This is a genomic window from Parapedobacter pyrenivorans, from assembly GCF_014636865.1.
In the GTDB taxonomy this organism is placed as follows: domain Bacteria; phylum Bacteroidota; class Bacteroidia; order Sphingobacteriales; family Sphingobacteriaceae; genus Parapedobacter; species Parapedobacter pyrenivorans.
The window spans coordinates 358,128-374,422 of the sequence record NZ_BMER01000005.1; the positions used below are offsets into that span (position 1 = coordinate 358,128).

General features: G+C 49.7%; 14 protein-coding genes. 9 read left to right on the top strand and 5 right to left on the bottom strand.

Translation table 11 applies throughout. The annotated features are described in order from the left end of the window. Positions 1-28: 28 nt before the first annotated feature. The 3 genes from IEV98_RS20660 (at position 29) to IEV98_RS20670 (ending at position 1,521) form a co-directional block, all read left to right on the top strand. Positions 29-904: an SDR family NAD(P)-dependent oxidoreductase gene (locus IEV98_RS20660; RefSeq protein WP_188507930.1), complete on the top strand. Its 876-nt coding sequence runs from the start codon at positions 29-31 to the stop codon at positions 902-904. Between the two features lie 177 nt (positions 905-1,081). Beyond that, entirely contained in the window at positions 1,082-1,270 is a 189-nt protein-coding gene (locus tag IEV98_RS20665; protein WP_188507931.1) for a hypothetical protein, read from the top strand. A 35-nt stretch (positions 1,271-1,305) separates the two neighbouring features. After that, on the top strand, positions 1,306-1,521 hold the full coding sequence (locus IEV98_RS20670; protein WP_188507932.1) for a hypothetical protein: 216 nt from the start codon (positions 1,306-1,308) through the stop codon (positions 1,519-1,521). On the opposite strand, the gene IEV98_RS20675 is transcribed toward IEV98_RS20670, so the two are convergent. Then, positions 1,469-2,023, bottom strand: coding sequence for a DinB family protein (locus IEV98_RS20675; RefSeq protein ID WP_188507933.1), 555 nt, complete (start codon positions 2,021-2,023; stop codon positions 1,469-1,471). The genes IEV98_RS20670 and IEV98_RS20675 overlap by 53 nt on opposite strands. 120 nt (positions 2,024-2,143) lie before the next feature. On the opposite strand from IEV98_RS20675, the gene IEV98_RS20680 reads away from it, so the two are divergent. Continuing rightward, on the top strand, positions 2,144-3,334 hold the full coding sequence (locus IEV98_RS20680; RefSeq protein WP_188507934.1) for an MFS transporter: 1,191 nt from the start codon (positions 2,144-2,146) through the stop codon (positions 3,332-3,334). 118 nt (positions 3,335-3,452) lie between these two features. Here IEV98_RS20680 and IEV98_RS20685 read toward each other — a convergent pair whose 3' ends face one another. From IEV98_RS20685 to IEV98_RS20695, 3 genes are all read right to left on the bottom strand, one after another. Continuing rightward, a complete protein-coding gene (locus IEV98_RS20685) occupies positions 3,453-4,316 on the bottom strand; it encodes an AraC family transcriptional regulator (RefSeq protein ID WP_188507935.1) in 864 nt (287 codons plus the stop codon). A 106-nt stretch (positions 4,317-4,422) separates the two neighbouring features. Next, complete coding sequence (locus IEV98_RS20690) at positions 4,423-7,086, bottom strand: MG2 domain-containing protein (protein ID WP_188507936.1); 2,664 nt, start codon at positions 7,084-7,086, stop codon at positions 4,423-4,425. A 73-nt stretch (positions 7,087-7,159) separates the two neighbouring features. Further along, on the bottom strand, positions 7,160-8,158 hold the full coding sequence (locus IEV98_RS20695; protein ID WP_188507937.1) for a 2-hydroxyacid dehydrogenase: 999 nt from the start codon (positions 8,156-8,158) through the stop codon (positions 7,160-7,162). A gap of 148 nt (positions 8,159-8,306) precedes the next feature. Between IEV98_RS20695 and IEV98_RS20700 the strand changes: the two genes are divergently transcribed. The 3 genes from IEV98_RS20700 to IEV98_RS20710 all read left to right on the top strand — a co-directional run bounded on the left by IEV98_RS20700 (position 8,307) and on the right by IEV98_RS20710 (position 11,022). Then, the gene (locus IEV98_RS20700) at positions 8,307-8,510 is read left to right on the top strand and encodes a hypothetical protein (protein ID WP_188507938.1); all 204 of its coding nucleotides are present in this window, start codon (positions 8,307-8,309) and stop codon (positions 8,508-8,510) included. A gap of 72 nt (positions 8,511-8,582) precedes the next feature. Continuing rightward, positions 8,583-9,440, top strand: coding sequence for a DUF808 domain-containing protein (locus IEV98_RS20705; RefSeq protein ID WP_188507939.1), 858 nt, complete (start codon positions 8,583-8,585; stop codon positions 9,438-9,440). 10 nt (positions 9,441-9,450) lie between these two features. Beyond that, the gene (locus tag IEV98_RS20710; protein WP_188507940.1) at positions 9,451-11,022 is read left to right on the top strand and encodes a glycoside hydrolase family 43 protein; all 1,572 of its coding nucleotides are present in this window, start codon (positions 9,451-9,453) and stop codon (positions 11,020-11,022) included. A 12-nt stretch (positions 11,023-11,034) separates the two neighbouring features. On the opposite strand, the gene IEV98_RS20715 is transcribed toward IEV98_RS20710, so the two are convergent. After that, on the bottom strand, positions 11,035-12,204 hold the full coding sequence (locus tag IEV98_RS20715; protein ID WP_188507941.1) for a MalY/PatB family protein: 1,170 nt from the start codon (positions 12,202-12,204) through the stop codon (positions 11,035-11,037). 340 nt (positions 12,205-12,544) lie between these two features. Here IEV98_RS20715 and IEV98_RS20720 point away from each other — a divergent pair, with 340 nt between their 5' ends. After that, positions 12,545-13,327 (top strand): sugar phosphate isomerase/epimerase family protein, encoded by a 783-nt coding sequence (locus IEV98_RS20720; RefSeq protein WP_229738883.1) that lies wholly within the window; start codon positions 12,545-12,547, stop codon positions 13,325-13,327. 55 nt (positions 13,328-13,382) lie between these two features. Then, the gene (locus IEV98_RS20725) at positions 13,383-16,259 is read left to right on the top strand and encodes a PVC-type heme-binding CxxCH protein (RefSeq protein ID WP_188507943.1); all 2,877 of its coding nucleotides are present in this window, start codon (positions 13,383-13,385) and stop codon (positions 16,257-16,259) included. Positions 16,260-16,295: the final 36 nt, after the last annotated feature.

The window sequence follows — 16,295 nt, forward strand, 5'->3', positions numbered from 1 at the left end:
AGTTATTTAGCAAGAAAACCGCCGCACAATGGCTGAGCCTAAGCGAGTTTTAATTACCGGCGCAACGACAGGTATAGGAAAAGAAGCCGCTTTTCAATTGGCCAGGCGGGGCTATGAGGTCATCTTACATGGGCGCAATGCGGAGAAAGCCGCATCGGTAAAAGCGGATATACAGGCCAGGCATCCGAATGCGAAACTAGATATCTTGATTGCCGACTTGGAAAGCAAGGCGGACACGATTAAGCTTGTAGACACCTTCTATCAACGGTATGATGCGTTGGATGTGCTCATCAACAATGCGGGCGGTGTAATGAACAAGGTGCGACAGGAAACCGTGGATGGCTGGGAAAGGACAATTGCATTGAATGTGTTGGCTCCATTTATGTGTTCGGCACTGCTACTGCCCGCTTTGCAAAGAGGAACCGATGCCAAAATCATCAACACGTCTTCGATGGCCCATATCATGGGGAAACCCAGCTTCGACGACTTGATGTATGAAACGAAGTTCAATACGCACCGGGCTTATGGAGATGCCAAATTATATGTTATTCTCTTGGGCATTGAGTTTGCAAGGAGGCAGCAGTTGATAGACGAAAACAATCCAATCGGTATGTATGCGTTCCACCCCGGCGTGATTGCTTCTGATTTTGCCAAAAACAGCACATCTTTATACCATCATTTTTTTAGGTTGTTCCGTCCGTTTTTGAGTTCGGTGGAGCGGGGTGCAGATACGATGGTTTATCTGGCGACGCAAAATAATGATGCCTTGCAGAATGGCGGTTATTATGTAAGAAGGAAGGCCAGGAATGCAAGGCTGCCTACTAAGACCCTTGATGCGGCTGCGCAGTTATGGGAGCGATGCGAATCGCTGACGGGAATCCGCTTCGGGGTTGAAAGCCGGTAGGCGGTGCTAAGAAACGCATAAGATTTTGGAAAATCGGCAGATTTTAGTATAATGCAGCGCGGTAATAGTCCGTGCAGTGGGCGAAATCCGGTATAACCAAGGATAAACAATTGATCAAATCGGTTTTGTATAGTTCGGGACGGAGAAACGGGAATGATAGCTCAAAAATAAAAAGCGATGGCAACCATACTGCGATTGACTAAACTGAAAGGAGAAGAACCCGTACGGGTGAACTTTGACAACGTGGCGTATTACAAAGCCAAGGGCGAGCATACGGAAATTTTATTCGTAGCACCTCGATATTATGAAAATACAATCACGGTGAAGGAGTCGTTGGCCCAGGTGGATAGACTTTTGGGGATTTGAGAGCCGGATCGAGTATCCGGAAAAAGGAAATAACAATGAATGAAATTAATAAATCAAAACTATACCTCGCCGTACTCATGATTGCAACCTTGCTGTCCTTCGCGGTGCTGGAGGGGTTGAAGAAAATGGGGCGGCTCCCAGAGTTCAGCGATGATCATCGGCTATACGCGATTACAGCGGGCATAGTCCTTGTTGTCGTCATCGGGGTGGTTTCGGCGGTGCCGCGGCAACGGGATAAGGCGAAGGGGTAAGTATGCCATCCAATTGGTGGTTATGCCGCATGGTATGTACACGTACAAAATTCAACCATTCAATTCGGGTAAGTGTGCCGAGTGTGGGTACTTCAAAGTCGAGGCAAGTCAATGTCATATCCGCATCGCTATCGGCAAATTCGATTATCGAAGCCATGCGGGCACGTAGCCCAGCTAACAATTCTTCTTTGCTGATTGTGCCCGTGCTGGGCAAAATAAAATCCGGAGATTCCATCTTGATGTCGAAATTGAGAAATGCTTCACTGAGCGGCGCTATCAGGGCTTCCGGATCCCGTTGGGTGTGGGCGGTCTGCCCCGTAAGGCACCCCACCACATCATATGATCTTAGCAGATGATCTCCCGCCTGTGCTGCCGTCCAGCTGCCGCTAAACGGAACCCGGTTTAATGCGGGCTCATCTTGGGTTTCCAACCTGCTCAGCAGCCCGGCGAAGACGGCCTGTAACTCGATTGATAGGTTGTCCTTTTTCGTTGTACTCATCATACTACAAAATTAAGAACCGGCTGCCTGTTTCGTGATTGGCAAAACAGACAAAGTAAGGGGGTGAACACGACAAAAGATTAAAAAGATGGATGGGATGATTTGATTAGCTTTGCAGCCACTATGCAGCATGCCTCACAGTCGATTTATCGTTTGCCGTTTGTGCTTCTCTGTTTGAGCTCACTGCTCTTTTCGGCAAGTTTTAATATGCTGATCCCGGAGTTGCCGGCATACCTAAGTAGCATGGGTGGCGGAGAACATAAAGGCCTTATCATTGCGCTGTTTACGCTTACGGCGGGCATTTCAAGGCCGTTTAGCGGTAAGCTGACCGATACCGTAGGGCGGGTGCCGGTAATGGCCGTGGGCTCCTTTGTATGTTTTGTCTGCGGATTCCTCTACCCGGTACTTTCCAGTGTGGCGGGTTTCTTGTTTCTACGCCTTATCCATGGTTTTTCTACCGGCTTTAAGCCTACGGCAACGGCAGCGTATGTGGCTGATATCATACCGCGCGAGCGATGGGGCGAAGCGGCAGGTATGCATGGACTGAGCTTTAGCCTGGGAATGGCGATAGGCCCGGCAATAGGGAGTGCCATTAGCCAGGCCTACTCGATCGATGCGCTTTTTTATTGCTCTTCGGTATTCGCGCTGCTCTCTATCGTGATTTTGATGAACATGAAGGAGACACTGCCGGCAGCGCAGCGGCAACGGTTGCGGAGGGCTTCTTTTCGTATATCCCGCACCGACATTATCGACCCAAGGGCGATTCCGGCCGCAATTGTCACGCTGTTATCCTACGTGGCATATGGTGCAATCCTCACGCTCATTCCGGATTGGACAACACATCTGGGCATCGCTAACCGCGGCGTGTTTTTCGTGGCTTTCACGATTGCGTCGGTAGCCATCCGGTTTTTCTCGGGCAGGCTTTCGGATCAATACGGACGTGTACCGATAATCCGTTACGGGCTGGCTACGCTTATCTTATCGCTTGGTATCTTGGCATGGGGCAATAGCCCCGTTTGGCTGATTGTGGGTGCTGCGGTTTATGGTGTCGGTACGGGTATCCTCTCACCGGCCGTGAATGCATGGACCATAGACCTGAGCCATCCACAGCAACGTGGCAAGGCAATGGCTACGATGTACATCGCCCTGGAAGCAGGCATCGGACTGGGGGCTTTAATCACCGGGTGGGTGTACCACGATGCGATTGGCCGAATTCCGTACATCTTTTTAGGAACGATGGCAGTAGCCGCATTGGCTTGGGGCTACCTGTGGGCTTATAGGTCGGAAAGTGAAGGCAATGATGTGCCGGTGTAACGAGCGCGCTCCATCCGCTGAATAGAATAGCGAACATCTTCCAAGCCACACGGTAACGTTGTATTCGTAGACTGCATCTACGGCATTTTCGCCCTGCGTTTTACGATCCATCCAGCAGTTACTTTTTCCTTACTGGAATCCATACTTCGCTATACGCATGACCCATTTTTTGCCCGTCCATTTTCGTAAAAGAAAAAGAAGGGATATCAATCACCTCATAGTTGGACGAAGGCAGCCACTCGGCGTAAATGCTAGCCATGGTCTGCTGCAATGCCGTGGGAAACGGACCCTCGTTTGGAAACACAGCCCAGGAGCAGGCTTCAACGGATACCTTATTTAGTCGCTCGCTTACCTGGTTTTCAGTGGTCAACACGCCGATCATGTGGGTTAAGTCGCCCTCCTCCTTCAAAAACTTGGCATCGGCATCGTATGAAACGTTGACAATCTCATAGGGTGCGATGTTTTGAAGGGAGTGCATTTCTTTCTTTTGCTCATCTGTAATGCTTCGTGCAAGCTTGACAAGCTCGTTGTTGATTCCTTCAAATTGCATCGGTACGCGTTTACTTACGCCTACAAAGTGAAATGCGGATTTGTCTTCAATGCGAAATTCCATGGTAGTTCCTCCTGTGACAGTAATGATAAATGAGAGTTTGGGAAATGATTTGCTGACCTTTTTTTTGATGATGTCCGATGGCAACAGCCCGCTCCATTTTTTGAAAGCGCGGGTAAAACCGTCCATCGACTGATAGCCATATTTAAAGGCAACATCGGTGACCCGTTTTCCGGCCAGTAAATCCTTATTGGCTTCCGACAGTTTCCGGTTTTTGATGTATTCACTAAGCGTGAGCCCGGAAAGGTAAAAGAAGACCTTCCTGAAATGGAAGTCGCCAATTCCGGCGTATTCGGCAATCGATTCGAGTGATAACTCCTCGGTTATGTGATCTTCTATATATTCAATCACCCGGTTTAATTCGTGTAACATGCTGCTTTCCTTTGATGGAACAAAATTACCATTGCTTTTTTTGCGATGCTCGACTTCTGATTACAAAAAATATCGGATTGAGGGTGTTGTGCCGGGAAACTTGCAGTTACGGCGACTTGACTTCATAAACCAGCTGTTCGTAGCCAATCCGGCCATCATCCGTCATAGCTTCCACGATAACGACAGTTTGGCCGGCGACATCGGAGTGGTAAAATGAGGTGGAACACGTGCCTTGTTCGTCTGTGCCCAGGGAATCTACCCAATGGAGCAGCGTACGCAAGTCGGGCCGACGATCATCGTCGGCATCGGGTTTGTGGCTGACTGCCTGAAACGGGGTGACCGGCGAGTAAACGGGAACAGTGGCCTGCAACAGGCCAACCGGTTTGCGTGCCGCATACAGTCCTTTGCCCGCATGGGTGTAAATCGCCACGACACTCCCGGTCATGGGCGCAGACATCGGCGACGCTTCGGGGTAGGTCTCTAGGTATAACGTGCTGAATCCTCTGGCAAATTTGATTAACTCTACACTTTTGACTTCGCTAGGAGGGATGTTGGGGATGAGTTCATAGCTGTACCCCGGTACAGGTATGCCATCGATGACAACGAGCGTCGGTTCGTTGCCAACAACTTGTGCGCGTAGGTATCCGCCGTTACCGCCGACGCGCTGGATGCGGATTTCTTCTGGAAAATTGAACAACAGTACGCTATACAATCCGTAAGACCACTTTTCTTCTTTGTCTTGGATGGCTTTGCCAGCGATGACGACATCGGCTTCGCCATAACGGTCTTGCACCTGTTGCTGCTGCGGGCTTAAGGCTTTCCGGACAACCTCGACTTCTTCCAGGAGGATTTCACCGGATGCTAATTTGTATGACAACTCCCGTTGGGCACGCTCCTGCCGCTGCTTGGCCACATAGGCGACTACGCTGTCTACCTGGCTGATCAGCCGGTGTTGGTCAAACTCAACCTCTGGAGGTATGCGTTCATCCAGCGAAATCGTATAATTTTGGTTTTTGCCTTTTTTGTTGGTGCTTTGGAGTAGGATAGCCAAGGAATCGACATATTCTTCGCCCAAACCGAAGGCAAACCGGCCGAGGTTATCGGTATCCTGGGCATCCATGCCTTTGGTTTGACCGAAGGTTAATAACGTAATGCCGACGCCATCCCGCCCGCGTTTCGAAAACGCACCCGAGACGCGGCCGGTGATATAGGGTTGCGGCTCGTTGGCATAGTGAAACGTATCTTGTAGGGGTATAAGGTAACGATAGCGCGATGTGTGCGTAAGCAGGAGTGCATCGATATCGGCATACGGGGTTTCCCGCAGGAAATAGTAGCCCGGTTCATTCACACCGCCTTGCAACTCGGAATCCAATAAGATACGGCTCTGGAGCGTTTGCCGACCGGTAGGTAAGCGACCGAATTGGTCTTTGTTCATGACCCGGACAGTTAGGGCGGCCTTGACGGGTCGCCCGGCATCGTCTGACACGCGAACGGATAACAGGCCTTTTTCCCTTTTGTCGTAGCTTGGATTATCCATGGATGCCTGGACCTGCAGCCGGTTTTGGTTGGGACGATTGAAGAACAGACGCATGGCTACGGGCTGCAGCTGTTTATCCATTGCTTGGAACGCGATAATCCCCTCAGGCAAGCTGCTGTATGGAAGATCAGTGGCGAGCAAGCCGTTTTTGGCTACTCCCTTGATTTGATAATACGGTACGCCCCGGCTGCTGACTTCGACCTGTAGCGTGTCTGCCAGTGAACCATTGGTGCGCAATTCCAAATGGACGGCCGTATCGCGCGGTTCGACAGCCAATACCCAACCGGTGTCAGACACGGCAGGAAGTGGATAACGGTCTGTGCCCTTGCCCGCATTGCGGGGCGCTAGCACGGCGTTATAGGTAAGCCCGCGAAGTGGAGTCAACTTGACGCTGCCAATACCCAGGTGGTTTGTACGGAACGGTGCAACCGTATCGCCCCGACTATCCACAATGAACCCTGAGGTAGCGACGCCTTTTCCGGTAGCATTGCGAATGCGGATGCCTATGCGGCTTTGGATTCCGAGCACGAGTTGCCCGCTTTCAGCAAAAAACTGGACTTCGAGGCTGTCCGGTTTTGCCAAAACCGTCCGGGTATACCGGGCGCCGTTTTGTGTCTCAATCGTCAGCGTAGCCAGTGTGGCGTCAGCTGGCAACGGATAATCCAATAGGTAGTTGCCGCGCGCTCCTTTGACAACCAACGTATCCCGGTGCTGATCGACCGTCAAAAATGCGGTCAGGTCTTTTTTGTGCGTTTCATCAATCATCGTCGGGATCAACTGCGCGTATAGCCAAAAGTGATTTGGCTCTTTTTCACGGAGCTGGAAGGCGGTGATTGGTGTGCGTTCAATCTCGGCAGTACTCGGAAACAGGTTTACATAACACCGCGCGATAAAATCCGAGCCGAAATTTTTATTCCACTCCGTGTATGCCCGAATTTGGTATACGCCCTGGGGGTAGGTTTTTTCAAGCTGGAAGCTGCCTGCCCCCCTGCCTGCTGCCAATTGGATCCGTTTCCTTTGGATAACGCGCTCATCTGAAGCGATCAGTTCGACATGGAGCACTCCCGAAAGGATGCTGGGGTGAAGATCCTGGGAGGAGACGACGATTGCGGTAAACCAGATGGTCTGGTCGGCGGTATAGACTTCGGCATCGGTCTGTAAATAGATCTTTTCTGCATAGGCGGCTGCAGAGATAACCGGGATTTCCTGCGCATGGAGGTTTTTGGCTGACATCAAAACTGACACCAAGGAAAAAAGTAAGAGCCGGATAATATGCGCGTAGCCCATGTGATTTATAAGGTAAACGTTATACCAACAACGCCGCAGGATTTTCGGGTGCCTGTCCCTGCTCCAAACGCGAAAGGCTACTCAGCGTGGTACGGGCAATCTGTTCCAGCGCTTCTTCCGTGAAGAAGGCTTGATGGCCGGTGACCAATACGTTGGGAAAACTCATCAGCAGCTGGATGGTGTCGTCATTGAGTATCGTATGAGAGAGATCGCGGAAAAACAGCTTCTCTTCTTGTTCGTAAACATCGATACCCAGAGAACCGATGCGCTTGGTCCGTAAGCCTGCAATCACCGCCGGGGTGTCAATAAGGCCTCCGCGGCTGGTGTTGATGATCATCACCCCGGGTTTCATTTGTTGAAGTGATGCTTCATTGATCAGGTGCTTGGTGCTTTCCAGCAAAGGGCAGTGCAACGAAATGACGTCTGACTGTGCTAAGAGGTGTTGTAGCGGTACGTATCGGACACCAAGCGCCTTGAGCTCGTCGTTTTCGCGAATATCCGTAGCGAGCAACGTGCAGCCGAAGCCGCTCATGATGCGGGCGAAGGCCTGGCCGATGTTTCCCGTGCCTACGATGCCCACAGTTTTCCCATGTATGTTGAACCCCATAAGGCCGTTGAGCGCGAAATTTTGTTCGCGTACCCGGTTGTATGCCTTGTGGGTTTTGCGGTTGAGTGTAAGAATCATGGCTAGTGCGTGCTCGGCCACCGCCTCAGGCGAATAGGCGGGAACCCGGCATACCCGCATACCGTACTGTTTGGCTGCTTCCAGATCGAGGTTGTTAAACCCTGCGCATCGCAAAGCGATGTATTTTACCCCTTTTTCTGCCAGGACACGGAGCACGCCGGCATCTAGCTTGTCATTTACAAATGCACAGATGGCCGCCGAGTTTTCGACGGCATTGACAATATGCGGGCCGAGGTGGGTCTCGTAGTACATCAGCTCGAAGCCGACGTCCGCGTTAAGACGGTCAAAGAACTCCCTGTCGTACGGTTTGGCAGAAAAGAAAGTTACTCTCATGCCATAAAGATAGCAATATATCGATGTTGCGCTGTATTTTGCGCACCAGTTTATGTAACAAAAAAATAAGAGATAATTTGCAAATATGGAAATGACCCACTACCTTTAGTGTGAGTAATAAGTCCTAAAACTAACTAACATCTACCCCATGAAACATCTTTTTGTAGGCGCACAGGAATTCATTTTGATTTTCTTGCCATCGGTTCTTTTCTTATCCTTGATCGGGCTGTTTATCTATGTAGTTTATCGTATGGTAGACCGCTGGGTGGATAAGTCGGTCGCTGCACGCCATGAGCAGAATGTACTGCTGGCGAAATTGATTGAGCTGGTAGGCAAGAAACAGGACGGATAATAAAATGCCGCACACAATGTCTGGATACTGTAATTTAAATTGATATTTTTACGGCCGTATAATGAATACCATATGGCATCAGGTTTTTTTGCAGTTTTAGATGATATCGCGGCGTTGATGGATGACGTTGCGGTAACCAGTAAAATTGCGACTCGTAAAACAGCGGGAATATTGGGCGACGATTTGGCTGTCAACGCGGAAAAGGCAACAGGTTTCCTGGCTTCACGTGAATTGCCCGTACTATGGGCAATTACCAAAGGGTCGTTTCTTAATAAGCTGATCATTGTTCCTATTGCTTTGCTGCTGAATGTTTTTTTTCCGGTAGCCATAAAATTCATCTTGATTCTGGGCGGGCTTTATTTGGCCTATGAGGGCGTTGAAAAAATTGTAGAGTATCTTTTTCATCGTTCGAAAACGGGACATGAGGTCATTGAAGAAAAGGCAGTGGATGATGGGAGCCTGGAAAAAACTAAAATCCGATCCGCGATAACCACTGATTTCATCCTATCGGTAGAAATCGTAATCATTGCGCTGGGAACGGTGCTGACAGAGAGTTTGACTCTCCAGATCATAACGGTCTCGGTGGTGGCGTTGGTAGCAACAGTAGGCGTGTATGGCATTGTTGCCCTCATCGTCAGGATGGATGATACAGGCTATCGGCTGATCAAGTATTCGGAAGACAAAGGGTTGCTATCCAAATTGGGGCACTTACTGGTGAAGCTACTGCCGATTGTGATCAAGTCTTTGGGCGTAATCGGTACGGTTGCACTGATTTTGGTTGCTGGGGGTATTTTTGTACACAATATCGAATACCTGCACCATATTTTTCCGGAGCTACCGCCCATTGTGAAGGAAGTGGCCGCGGGGCTGATTGCTGGGTTGCTTGCAGTGGCAATCATAGCCGGGGGCAAGAAATTATTTAAACGCTAATCTGTTATCCATGAAGAAAACTTTTGGAATTTATCTGGCCATGTTGTTGCCAATCGTATACAGCTGTACCGGCAATCGATCGGCTGATGAGCAGCATGAGGAAACGACCATTGTAAATCCGGTATTGCCGGGCGACCACCCAGACCCGACGGTCATCAAAATCGGTGACACCTACTGGGCGTCCGCAACCTCGAATGAGTGGGCTCCCTTATTCCCGATCTATAAATCTACAGACCTCGAAAACTGGGAGCAGGTTTCCTACGCATTCGCCGATCTGCCTGAATGGGCAAGAAATAATTTTTGGGCTCCGGAATTGGCGTATGATGAACAACAGGGTAAGGTATACCTGTACTATACCGCCCGCGATAAGTCGACCGGACGCCTCGCTGTGGCGGTGGCCAGTGCTCCTTCACCCGAGGGTCCCTATACCGACCACGGGCCATTGGTAAGCCAGGAATTTGGTTCTATTGATGCGTATGAAGTGAAGGACGAAGACGGAAAAATTTACTTGATGTGGAAGGAAGATGGCAACAGCAAGGGCCAGCCTACTCCCATGTGGGCACAGGAAATAAATCCGGAAAGAACGGAACTGAAAGGGGAGATGCATCAGTTGTTTGTAAATGATAGCGAATGGGAGGGACAGCTGGTAGAAGGGATAAGTGTATTCAAACATAACGATTACTACTACGCTACCTATTCGGCGGGAGGATGCTGCGAAGTGACCTGTAATTACAAAACAGGCGTTGCGCGTGCCAAACACCTACTGGGACCCTGGGAGAAGTACGAAAACAATCCGGTATTGATAGACAATGACCACTGGAAGTGCGCCGGACATGGAACGGTGGTGAAGCGAGACGGCGACTTTTACTACCTTTATCATGCGTATAACCAGGCAGGTAGTGTGTATGTGGGTAGGGAAGGCGTGTTGGAGAAGATCAATTGGACTGCCGACGGTTGGCCGGTGTTTGCCAATGATGCGACGTATAACCGGGATCTGGCATCGGTGGATTATACCGATGATTTCAAAACGTTGAACCCTGTTTGGCGGTGGCGGGTAAACCAGCCTGCTAAATATACGGTGGGCGACAACGGGCTGTTCCTTACGGTATCGCAAGCGAATGATGGCATTGGCTCACTCCTGGTGCAGCCCATTACATCGATTGCTTATGAAGTATCTGCAGCTGTGGTGGCGAGCACAACGAGTGAGCAAGCAGGAGCGTCCGTAACAATGGTGGGAGGTGCCAACAATCGTTTCGGTGCACCGATTGCTGGTATCGGCATCGGCGTTTTCGGCAAGAAAGTGAAGGTGTGGCGAATTGCTAAGGATGATGTACAAAGCCTAAAAGAATTGGATATCGCTAGTACAGAAGAAACCGTAACGGTGAAAATGGCTGTCACTGAAGGCCATACCGTAAATTTTTCATGGAAGGAAGGCGATGCAGGCGAATGGAAAACGGCATTAGAAAACTACGATGCTGCACCGTTGGTGCCTTGGGGCATGGGATTCCGGGTTGGCGTCGCAGCCCAGGGAACAGGTGGAGAGCAACTCAATATCACCCAGTTTGAAATCAAGAACAGGTAAGGAAAATAACGGTCATTGTTTACGCGGTGTGTGAAGGCACCGCGCTAAACGGGCCAATCCATCTTGGAGCAAAGAACGGGGACAGGCGATATTGATGCGCAGGAATCCTTCACCGACTTCGCCATACATGGTGCCGGGGTTTAACCATAGTTTTTCCTGATGCTTCAGCTTGTCCGTGAAATCTGCCGTGGACGTTATCATGGAACGGCAATCTAACCAAACCAGATAAGTGGCCTGCAAGGGAATGACGGTAATCTGTGGGAGGTGCGTGGAACAGAAGTCGGTCAAATAAGCGAGATTGTCGACTAAATAATCTTTAAGGGCTTCTAACCAATCTTCCCCTTGACTGTAAGCGGCGACGAGTGCTTCGATAGCAAACGGGCTCAATAATACCGTATCCTGCGCATCTAGCACCTGCTGGATGCGCCTTCTAAAATCCGGATTTGCTGAAAATAGATAACCTACCTGCAACCCGGCAAGGTTGAAGGTTTTACTGGGTGAACTTACGGTAACGGATTGTAAGCTGATTTCTTCTCCCAACGAGGCAAATGGAATATGCTTATGGGGTTGATAAACGAGGTCGGAATGGATTTCGTCTGAGAGAATTATCACTTGATGCTTGGTGCATATGGCACCGATGCGGCGCAGCTCTTCATCGGTCCAGACTCGGCCCGCTGGATTGTGGGGATTGCATAACAGCATCAGTTTGACAGCGGGGTCCGCTGCCTTGGCCTCCAGATCTTCGAAATCGATGTGGTAATGTTTGCCGTCGAGACGCAGGTTGTTTTCAATGATCTGGCGGTCGCAATGTGCCGCGGCAATAAAAAAATGGTTATATACTGGGGGCTGGATTAAGATTTTATCCCCTTCGGCCGTCAGCGCACGAATCGTGGCGGATAAGGCGGGGATGACTCCTAATACCGGAAGTATCCAGTCGTTTTGCAACGCAAAGCCATGTCGTTTACTCCACCACTGTGCGATGGCATAGTAGAATCTGGGCGGCGTTTGCGTGTATCCGAAAATACCGTGTGCCACGCGTTCTTGCAACGCTTTCGTAATGGCGGGCGCCGCTTTGAAATCCATATCGGCAATCCACATGGGCAGCAGGTCTTGCTCGGAAGCGTTCCATTTTATGCAATCTGTATTTTTACGGTCAATCTGTTCGTCGAAATGATAGTCCATGTGCCTCGTTTTAGCTACGTCGACTAATATAGGATTTATCGCTTACTTCCAAAATATTCCTGTTGAATGCTGCGTTATGCTTTCCGCTATAAAAGTAATTTCCCGTCGGCAACCGAGCAGATCTTATAGTCCCTTTTATTTAACACGATTATAATTGCATACAAAAGCAACTTTATCTAAGTTTGAATGCAGTAACCAATAGAATAGACCGGCCGATTGAAAGCCGCAAACAGCTAAAAAGAGGATGAAGAACGTCAGCTTGTATAATAGGAGATCATTACTGAGAGGATGCGTTGCAACAATAGGTGTGTTTGCGATGGGTAACTTGGGGCTGCCAGTTATGTCAAGAAGTAAACGCGGGTACCGCATCGGCGCGTGCGACTGGTCGATCGGTAAGCAAAGTGATACAACGGCATTAGTGCTGGGCAAGACGCTCGGATTGGACGGCGTGCAGGTGAGCTTGGGTACGGTGGCTAACGATATGCATCTGCGCAATAAAACGGTGCAGGATACCTACCTGCGGATGGCTTCAACATACGGTATCCAGGTATCTAGCCTAGCCATCGGCGAGTTAAATAATGTCCCTTATAAATCGGAGCCAGAAACGGAGGAATGGGTCAGTGACAGCATCGATGTGGCCAAGGCAATGGGGTGCCGGGTTGTTTTACTTGCTTTTTTTGGCAAGGGTGATATCAAAGGAGATAAGGCGGGCATTGCAGAAGTGGTAAGTAGACTGAAGAAAATCGCACCAAAGGCGGAAAAAGAAGATATCATCTTGGGGATAGAATCTTGGCTTAGTGCCGATGAACTCTTGGCGATCATCGATGAAGTCGGGTCAAAACATGTGCAGGTGTATTATGATGTGGCAAACGCTAGCGACATGGGATACGATATTTATCAGGAAATGAGACGCCTTGGTAAGGAATATATCTGTGAGGTACATGCCAAGGAAAATGGCATGCTGCTTGGCCAGGGAAAGATCGATTTTGTAAAAGTGCAGAATACACTGGATGAGATCGGTTATGATGGATGGATTGTTTTGGAGGGAGGCGTGCCCGATGGGATGGATCTGACGGAAGCCTATATAGCCAATACACATTATATCCGGTCCGTATTCAGCTGAACGGTTAACCGCGGGTTCACCAATGGTTTTTTACAATCAAGAAAAACGTGTAACGATGATCAATAAGATTTTTTTTGGCTTGCTGTTGTTATCATTATTTGGGGTTTGGGCTGCTTGCCATTCGGAACAAGAAGCGCAAACCGGCGCCAAGTTGTTTGTTGCGAATGACCTCGAAGCTACCATATGGGCTGAGTCTCCGATGTTCTATAACCCTACGAATATTGATGTAGACATCAGGGGCCGGATTTGGGTAACCGAAGCGGTTAACTACCGGAACTTTAACAACGATTCGGCGAAACACCTATCGCATCCCGCTGGAGACCGTATCATCATCATGGAGGATACGGACGGAGATGGCGTAGCGGATAGCTCAAAGGTATTTGTTCAGGATAAGGATATGGTGTCTCCATTGGGTATATCGGTCATCGGCAACAAGGTGATCGTATCCTGCTCGCCTTCCGTCATTATCTATACCGATATCGACGGCGATGATAAGCCGGACAGCAAGGAAGTGTTTCTTACGGGATTTGGCGGTTTGGATCATGACCATGGTTTACACACGGGGATACCCGGTCCGGATGGAAAATGGTACTTCATCACCGGAAATGCCGGTTCCCATGTAGTTACTGATAAAAGCGGGTGGACACTTCGCTCAGGAAGCGTGTATAATGGCGGGTCGCCCTATAACACATCCAATACGCCCGCCCAGCAAAGTGATGATGGGAAGATATGGACCGGTGGGGTGGTATTCCGGATAAATCCGGATGGAACGGGGTTGGAGGTTTTGGGTCATAATTTTCGCAATTCATACGAAGTGGCGGTAGATTCTTATGGCAATATGTGGCAAAACGACAACGATGATGAAGTGGATGCCTGCCGGGTAAGCTGGATCATGGAAGGGGGAAATGCGGGCTTTTTCAGCGAAACCGGGACACGCACGTGGCGTGCTGATAGGAGGCCTGGGCAGTCTATACAGACGGCGCATTGGCATCAGGACGACCCCGGGGTCATGCCAGTCGGCAAAATCTACGGTGCCGGGGCTCCTACAGGTATGGTAGTGAACGAAAGCGATGCCCTTGGTGAGGCGTATCGGGGATTGCTGCTGAGTGCGGATGCTGGGAGAAACGCCATATTCGGCTTCCGCCCTAAACCGGATGGCGCAGGGTATGACTTGTCGGATGGTAGTCCGTTTATCGCATCGACACCCACGGACAATGAGTCCTACCGATGGAATGACGTCGTTGAAAATACGGAAAAATGGTTTCGGCCGAGCGATGTGGCCATAGGGACGGATGGAGCAATCTACGTAGCGGATTGGTACGATCCCATTGTAGGGGGCCACCAGATGATGGACTCCATTGGGTATGGCCGGATTTACAGAATCGCACCAAAAAGCAAGAAGCTTATTGCGCCAAAAATCGACCTGAGCCAGACTTCAGGTCAGCTTGACGCTTTTTTAAGCCCCGCGATCAATGTAAGAAACCAAGGATTTGAGCGATTGAAAACACAAGGGCCGGGAATCTTACCTTCGTTGACGAAGTTATTGGCATCAGAAAACCCGTATCACCGCGCCCGAACGGTTTGGCTAATGGCTCAACTGGGCGAAGAAGGGATTAATAAGACGGTCGATTTATTGCAAGATGATGATGCCGGGATCAGGCTGACCGCATTCAGAGCGTTGAGGCAGGCCGACCGGAGCCCCCTGATGGATTATGCCGGTAAAATGGCCGCCGATCCATCGCCGGCCGTAAGAAGGGAAGTAATCTTGGCACTTCGCGGTGTGCCCTTCGAACAAAGCAAAACCGTGATATTGAAACTAATCGACGGTTTCGATGGTGAGGATCCAGCCTACCTAAATGCATTGGGTATTGCATTGAAAGGGAAAGAACAGCAGGTCTATGCAGAATTGATACAACATGCTGGAAATCCCGAACCGGAAAACTGGTCCAAAGCGTTTGCGGCTATCGTGTGGGAATTGCATCCCGACCAAGCAGCGCCTGCATTGAAAAAAAGGGCGTTAGATGAAAAACTGGGCATTGCCGATAGGAAGAAGGCACTGGTAGCCTTGGGCTTTATCTCCACAAAAGAAGCTGCATTGTCCATGCTTGGGTTGTTGGCGTCAACTGATAAGGAAATTGGGGGTTCCGCGCAGTGGTGGTTGCAGTTCAGGAAAACCAACGATTGGAAGTCATACCTCAACAATTGGCAATCACCTACCGATAAGACCCTGGCGGCACAGCCTGAAGTGCTGAATTATTATGAACAATTCAAAGATGAGGATAATGGTTTGGATGCCAAAAGGCAGCTTGCAAAGCAACTTGCCGGAAGCAAAACGGGCAAACTTTACCTGATCGACCTCGCCGCCAGTGAATTGCTGCCCGAGGTTATGAAGGAGGAGCTGAAAGATCAGCTATTGACCGACGACGACCGGAATTTCAAGGCTTTGGCCGCTCATTATTTTGATGCAAATGATACCGTTTCTTACGATGTGGATGAAGTGGCTAAACTATCCACAGATGCAGACAAGGGAAAGACGTTGTTCATCGCGAATTGTGTGGTGTGCCACAAAATAGGTGCCGTAGGCCAAGAAATTGGACCTGATCTCACGCATATCCAAACCAAGTTTGACAAGAAAGCAATACTCGACGGGATTATCCACCCCGCCGCTGCGGTCGCATTCGGCTCCGAACCCTACCTCGTTTTGCTAAAGAACGGTGCTGCGATTTATGGATTGCTACTATCAGATGGGCCGGTTGTGACCGTGATGGATACGTATGGGAAGCAGTATGTTATGGACGCCTCCACCGTAGCTGGGAAGCGACATCTGAATACCAGTATCATGCCATCGCCCAGCCATATACCATTAACACCACAGGATGCAGCAGATATAAGCGCTTACTTATTATTGCATGACAAGGATCTGGGCAAGTAAGTTAAAATCTTCCGGTGGTTTGGGCTTTTTGAACGC

Coding starts and splice junctions, on each gene's coding strand:
- IEV98_RS20660 (WP_188507930.1), top strand. CDS start 29: ATGGCTGAGCCTAAGCGAGTTTTAATTACCGGCGCAACGACAGGTATA.
- IEV98_RS20665 (WP_188507931.1), top strand. CDS start 1,082: ATGGCAACCATACTGCGATTGACTAAACTGAAAGGAGAAGAACCCGTA.
- IEV98_RS20670 (WP_188507932.1), top strand. CDS start 1,306: ATGAATGAAATTAATAAATCAAAACTATACCTCGCCGTACTCATGATT.
- IEV98_RS20675 (WP_188507933.1), bottom strand. CDS start 2,023: ATGATGAGTACAACGAAAAAGGACAACCTATCAATCGAGTTACAGGCC.
- IEV98_RS20680 (WP_188507934.1), top strand. CDS start 2,144: ATGCAGCATGCCTCACAGTCGATTTATCGTTTGCCGTTTGTGCTTCTC.
- IEV98_RS20685 (WP_188507935.1), bottom strand. CDS start 4,316: ATGTTACACGAATTAAACCGGGTGATTGAATATATAGAAGATCACATA.
- IEV98_RS20690 (WP_188507936.1), bottom strand. CDS start 7,086: ATGTCAGCCAAAAACCTCCATGCGCAGGAAATCCCGGTTATCTCTGCA.
- IEV98_RS20695 (WP_188507937.1), bottom strand. CDS start 8,158: ATGAGAGTAACTTTCTTTTCTGCCAAACCGTACGACAGGGAGTTCTTT.
- IEV98_RS20700 (WP_188507938.1), top strand. CDS start 8,307: ATGAAACATCTTTTTGTAGGCGCACAGGAATTCATTTTGATTTTCTTG.
- IEV98_RS20705 (WP_188507939.1), top strand. CDS start 8,583: ATGGCATCAGGTTTTTTTGCAGTTTTAGATGATATCGCGGCGTTGATG.
- IEV98_RS20710 (WP_188507940.1), top strand. CDS start 9,451: ATGAAGAAAACTTTTGGAATTTATCTGGCCATGTTGTTGCCAATCGTA.
- IEV98_RS20715 (WP_188507941.1), bottom strand. CDS start 12,204: ATGGACTATCATTTCGACGAACAGATTGACCGTAAAAATACAGATTGC.
- IEV98_RS20720 (WP_229738883.1), top strand. CDS start 12,545: ATGTCAAGAAGTAAACGCGGGTACCGCATCGGCGCGTGCGACTGGTCG.
- IEV98_RS20725 (WP_188507943.1), top strand. CDS start 13,383: ATGATCAATAAGATTTTTTTTGGCTTGCTGTTGTTATCATTATTTGGG.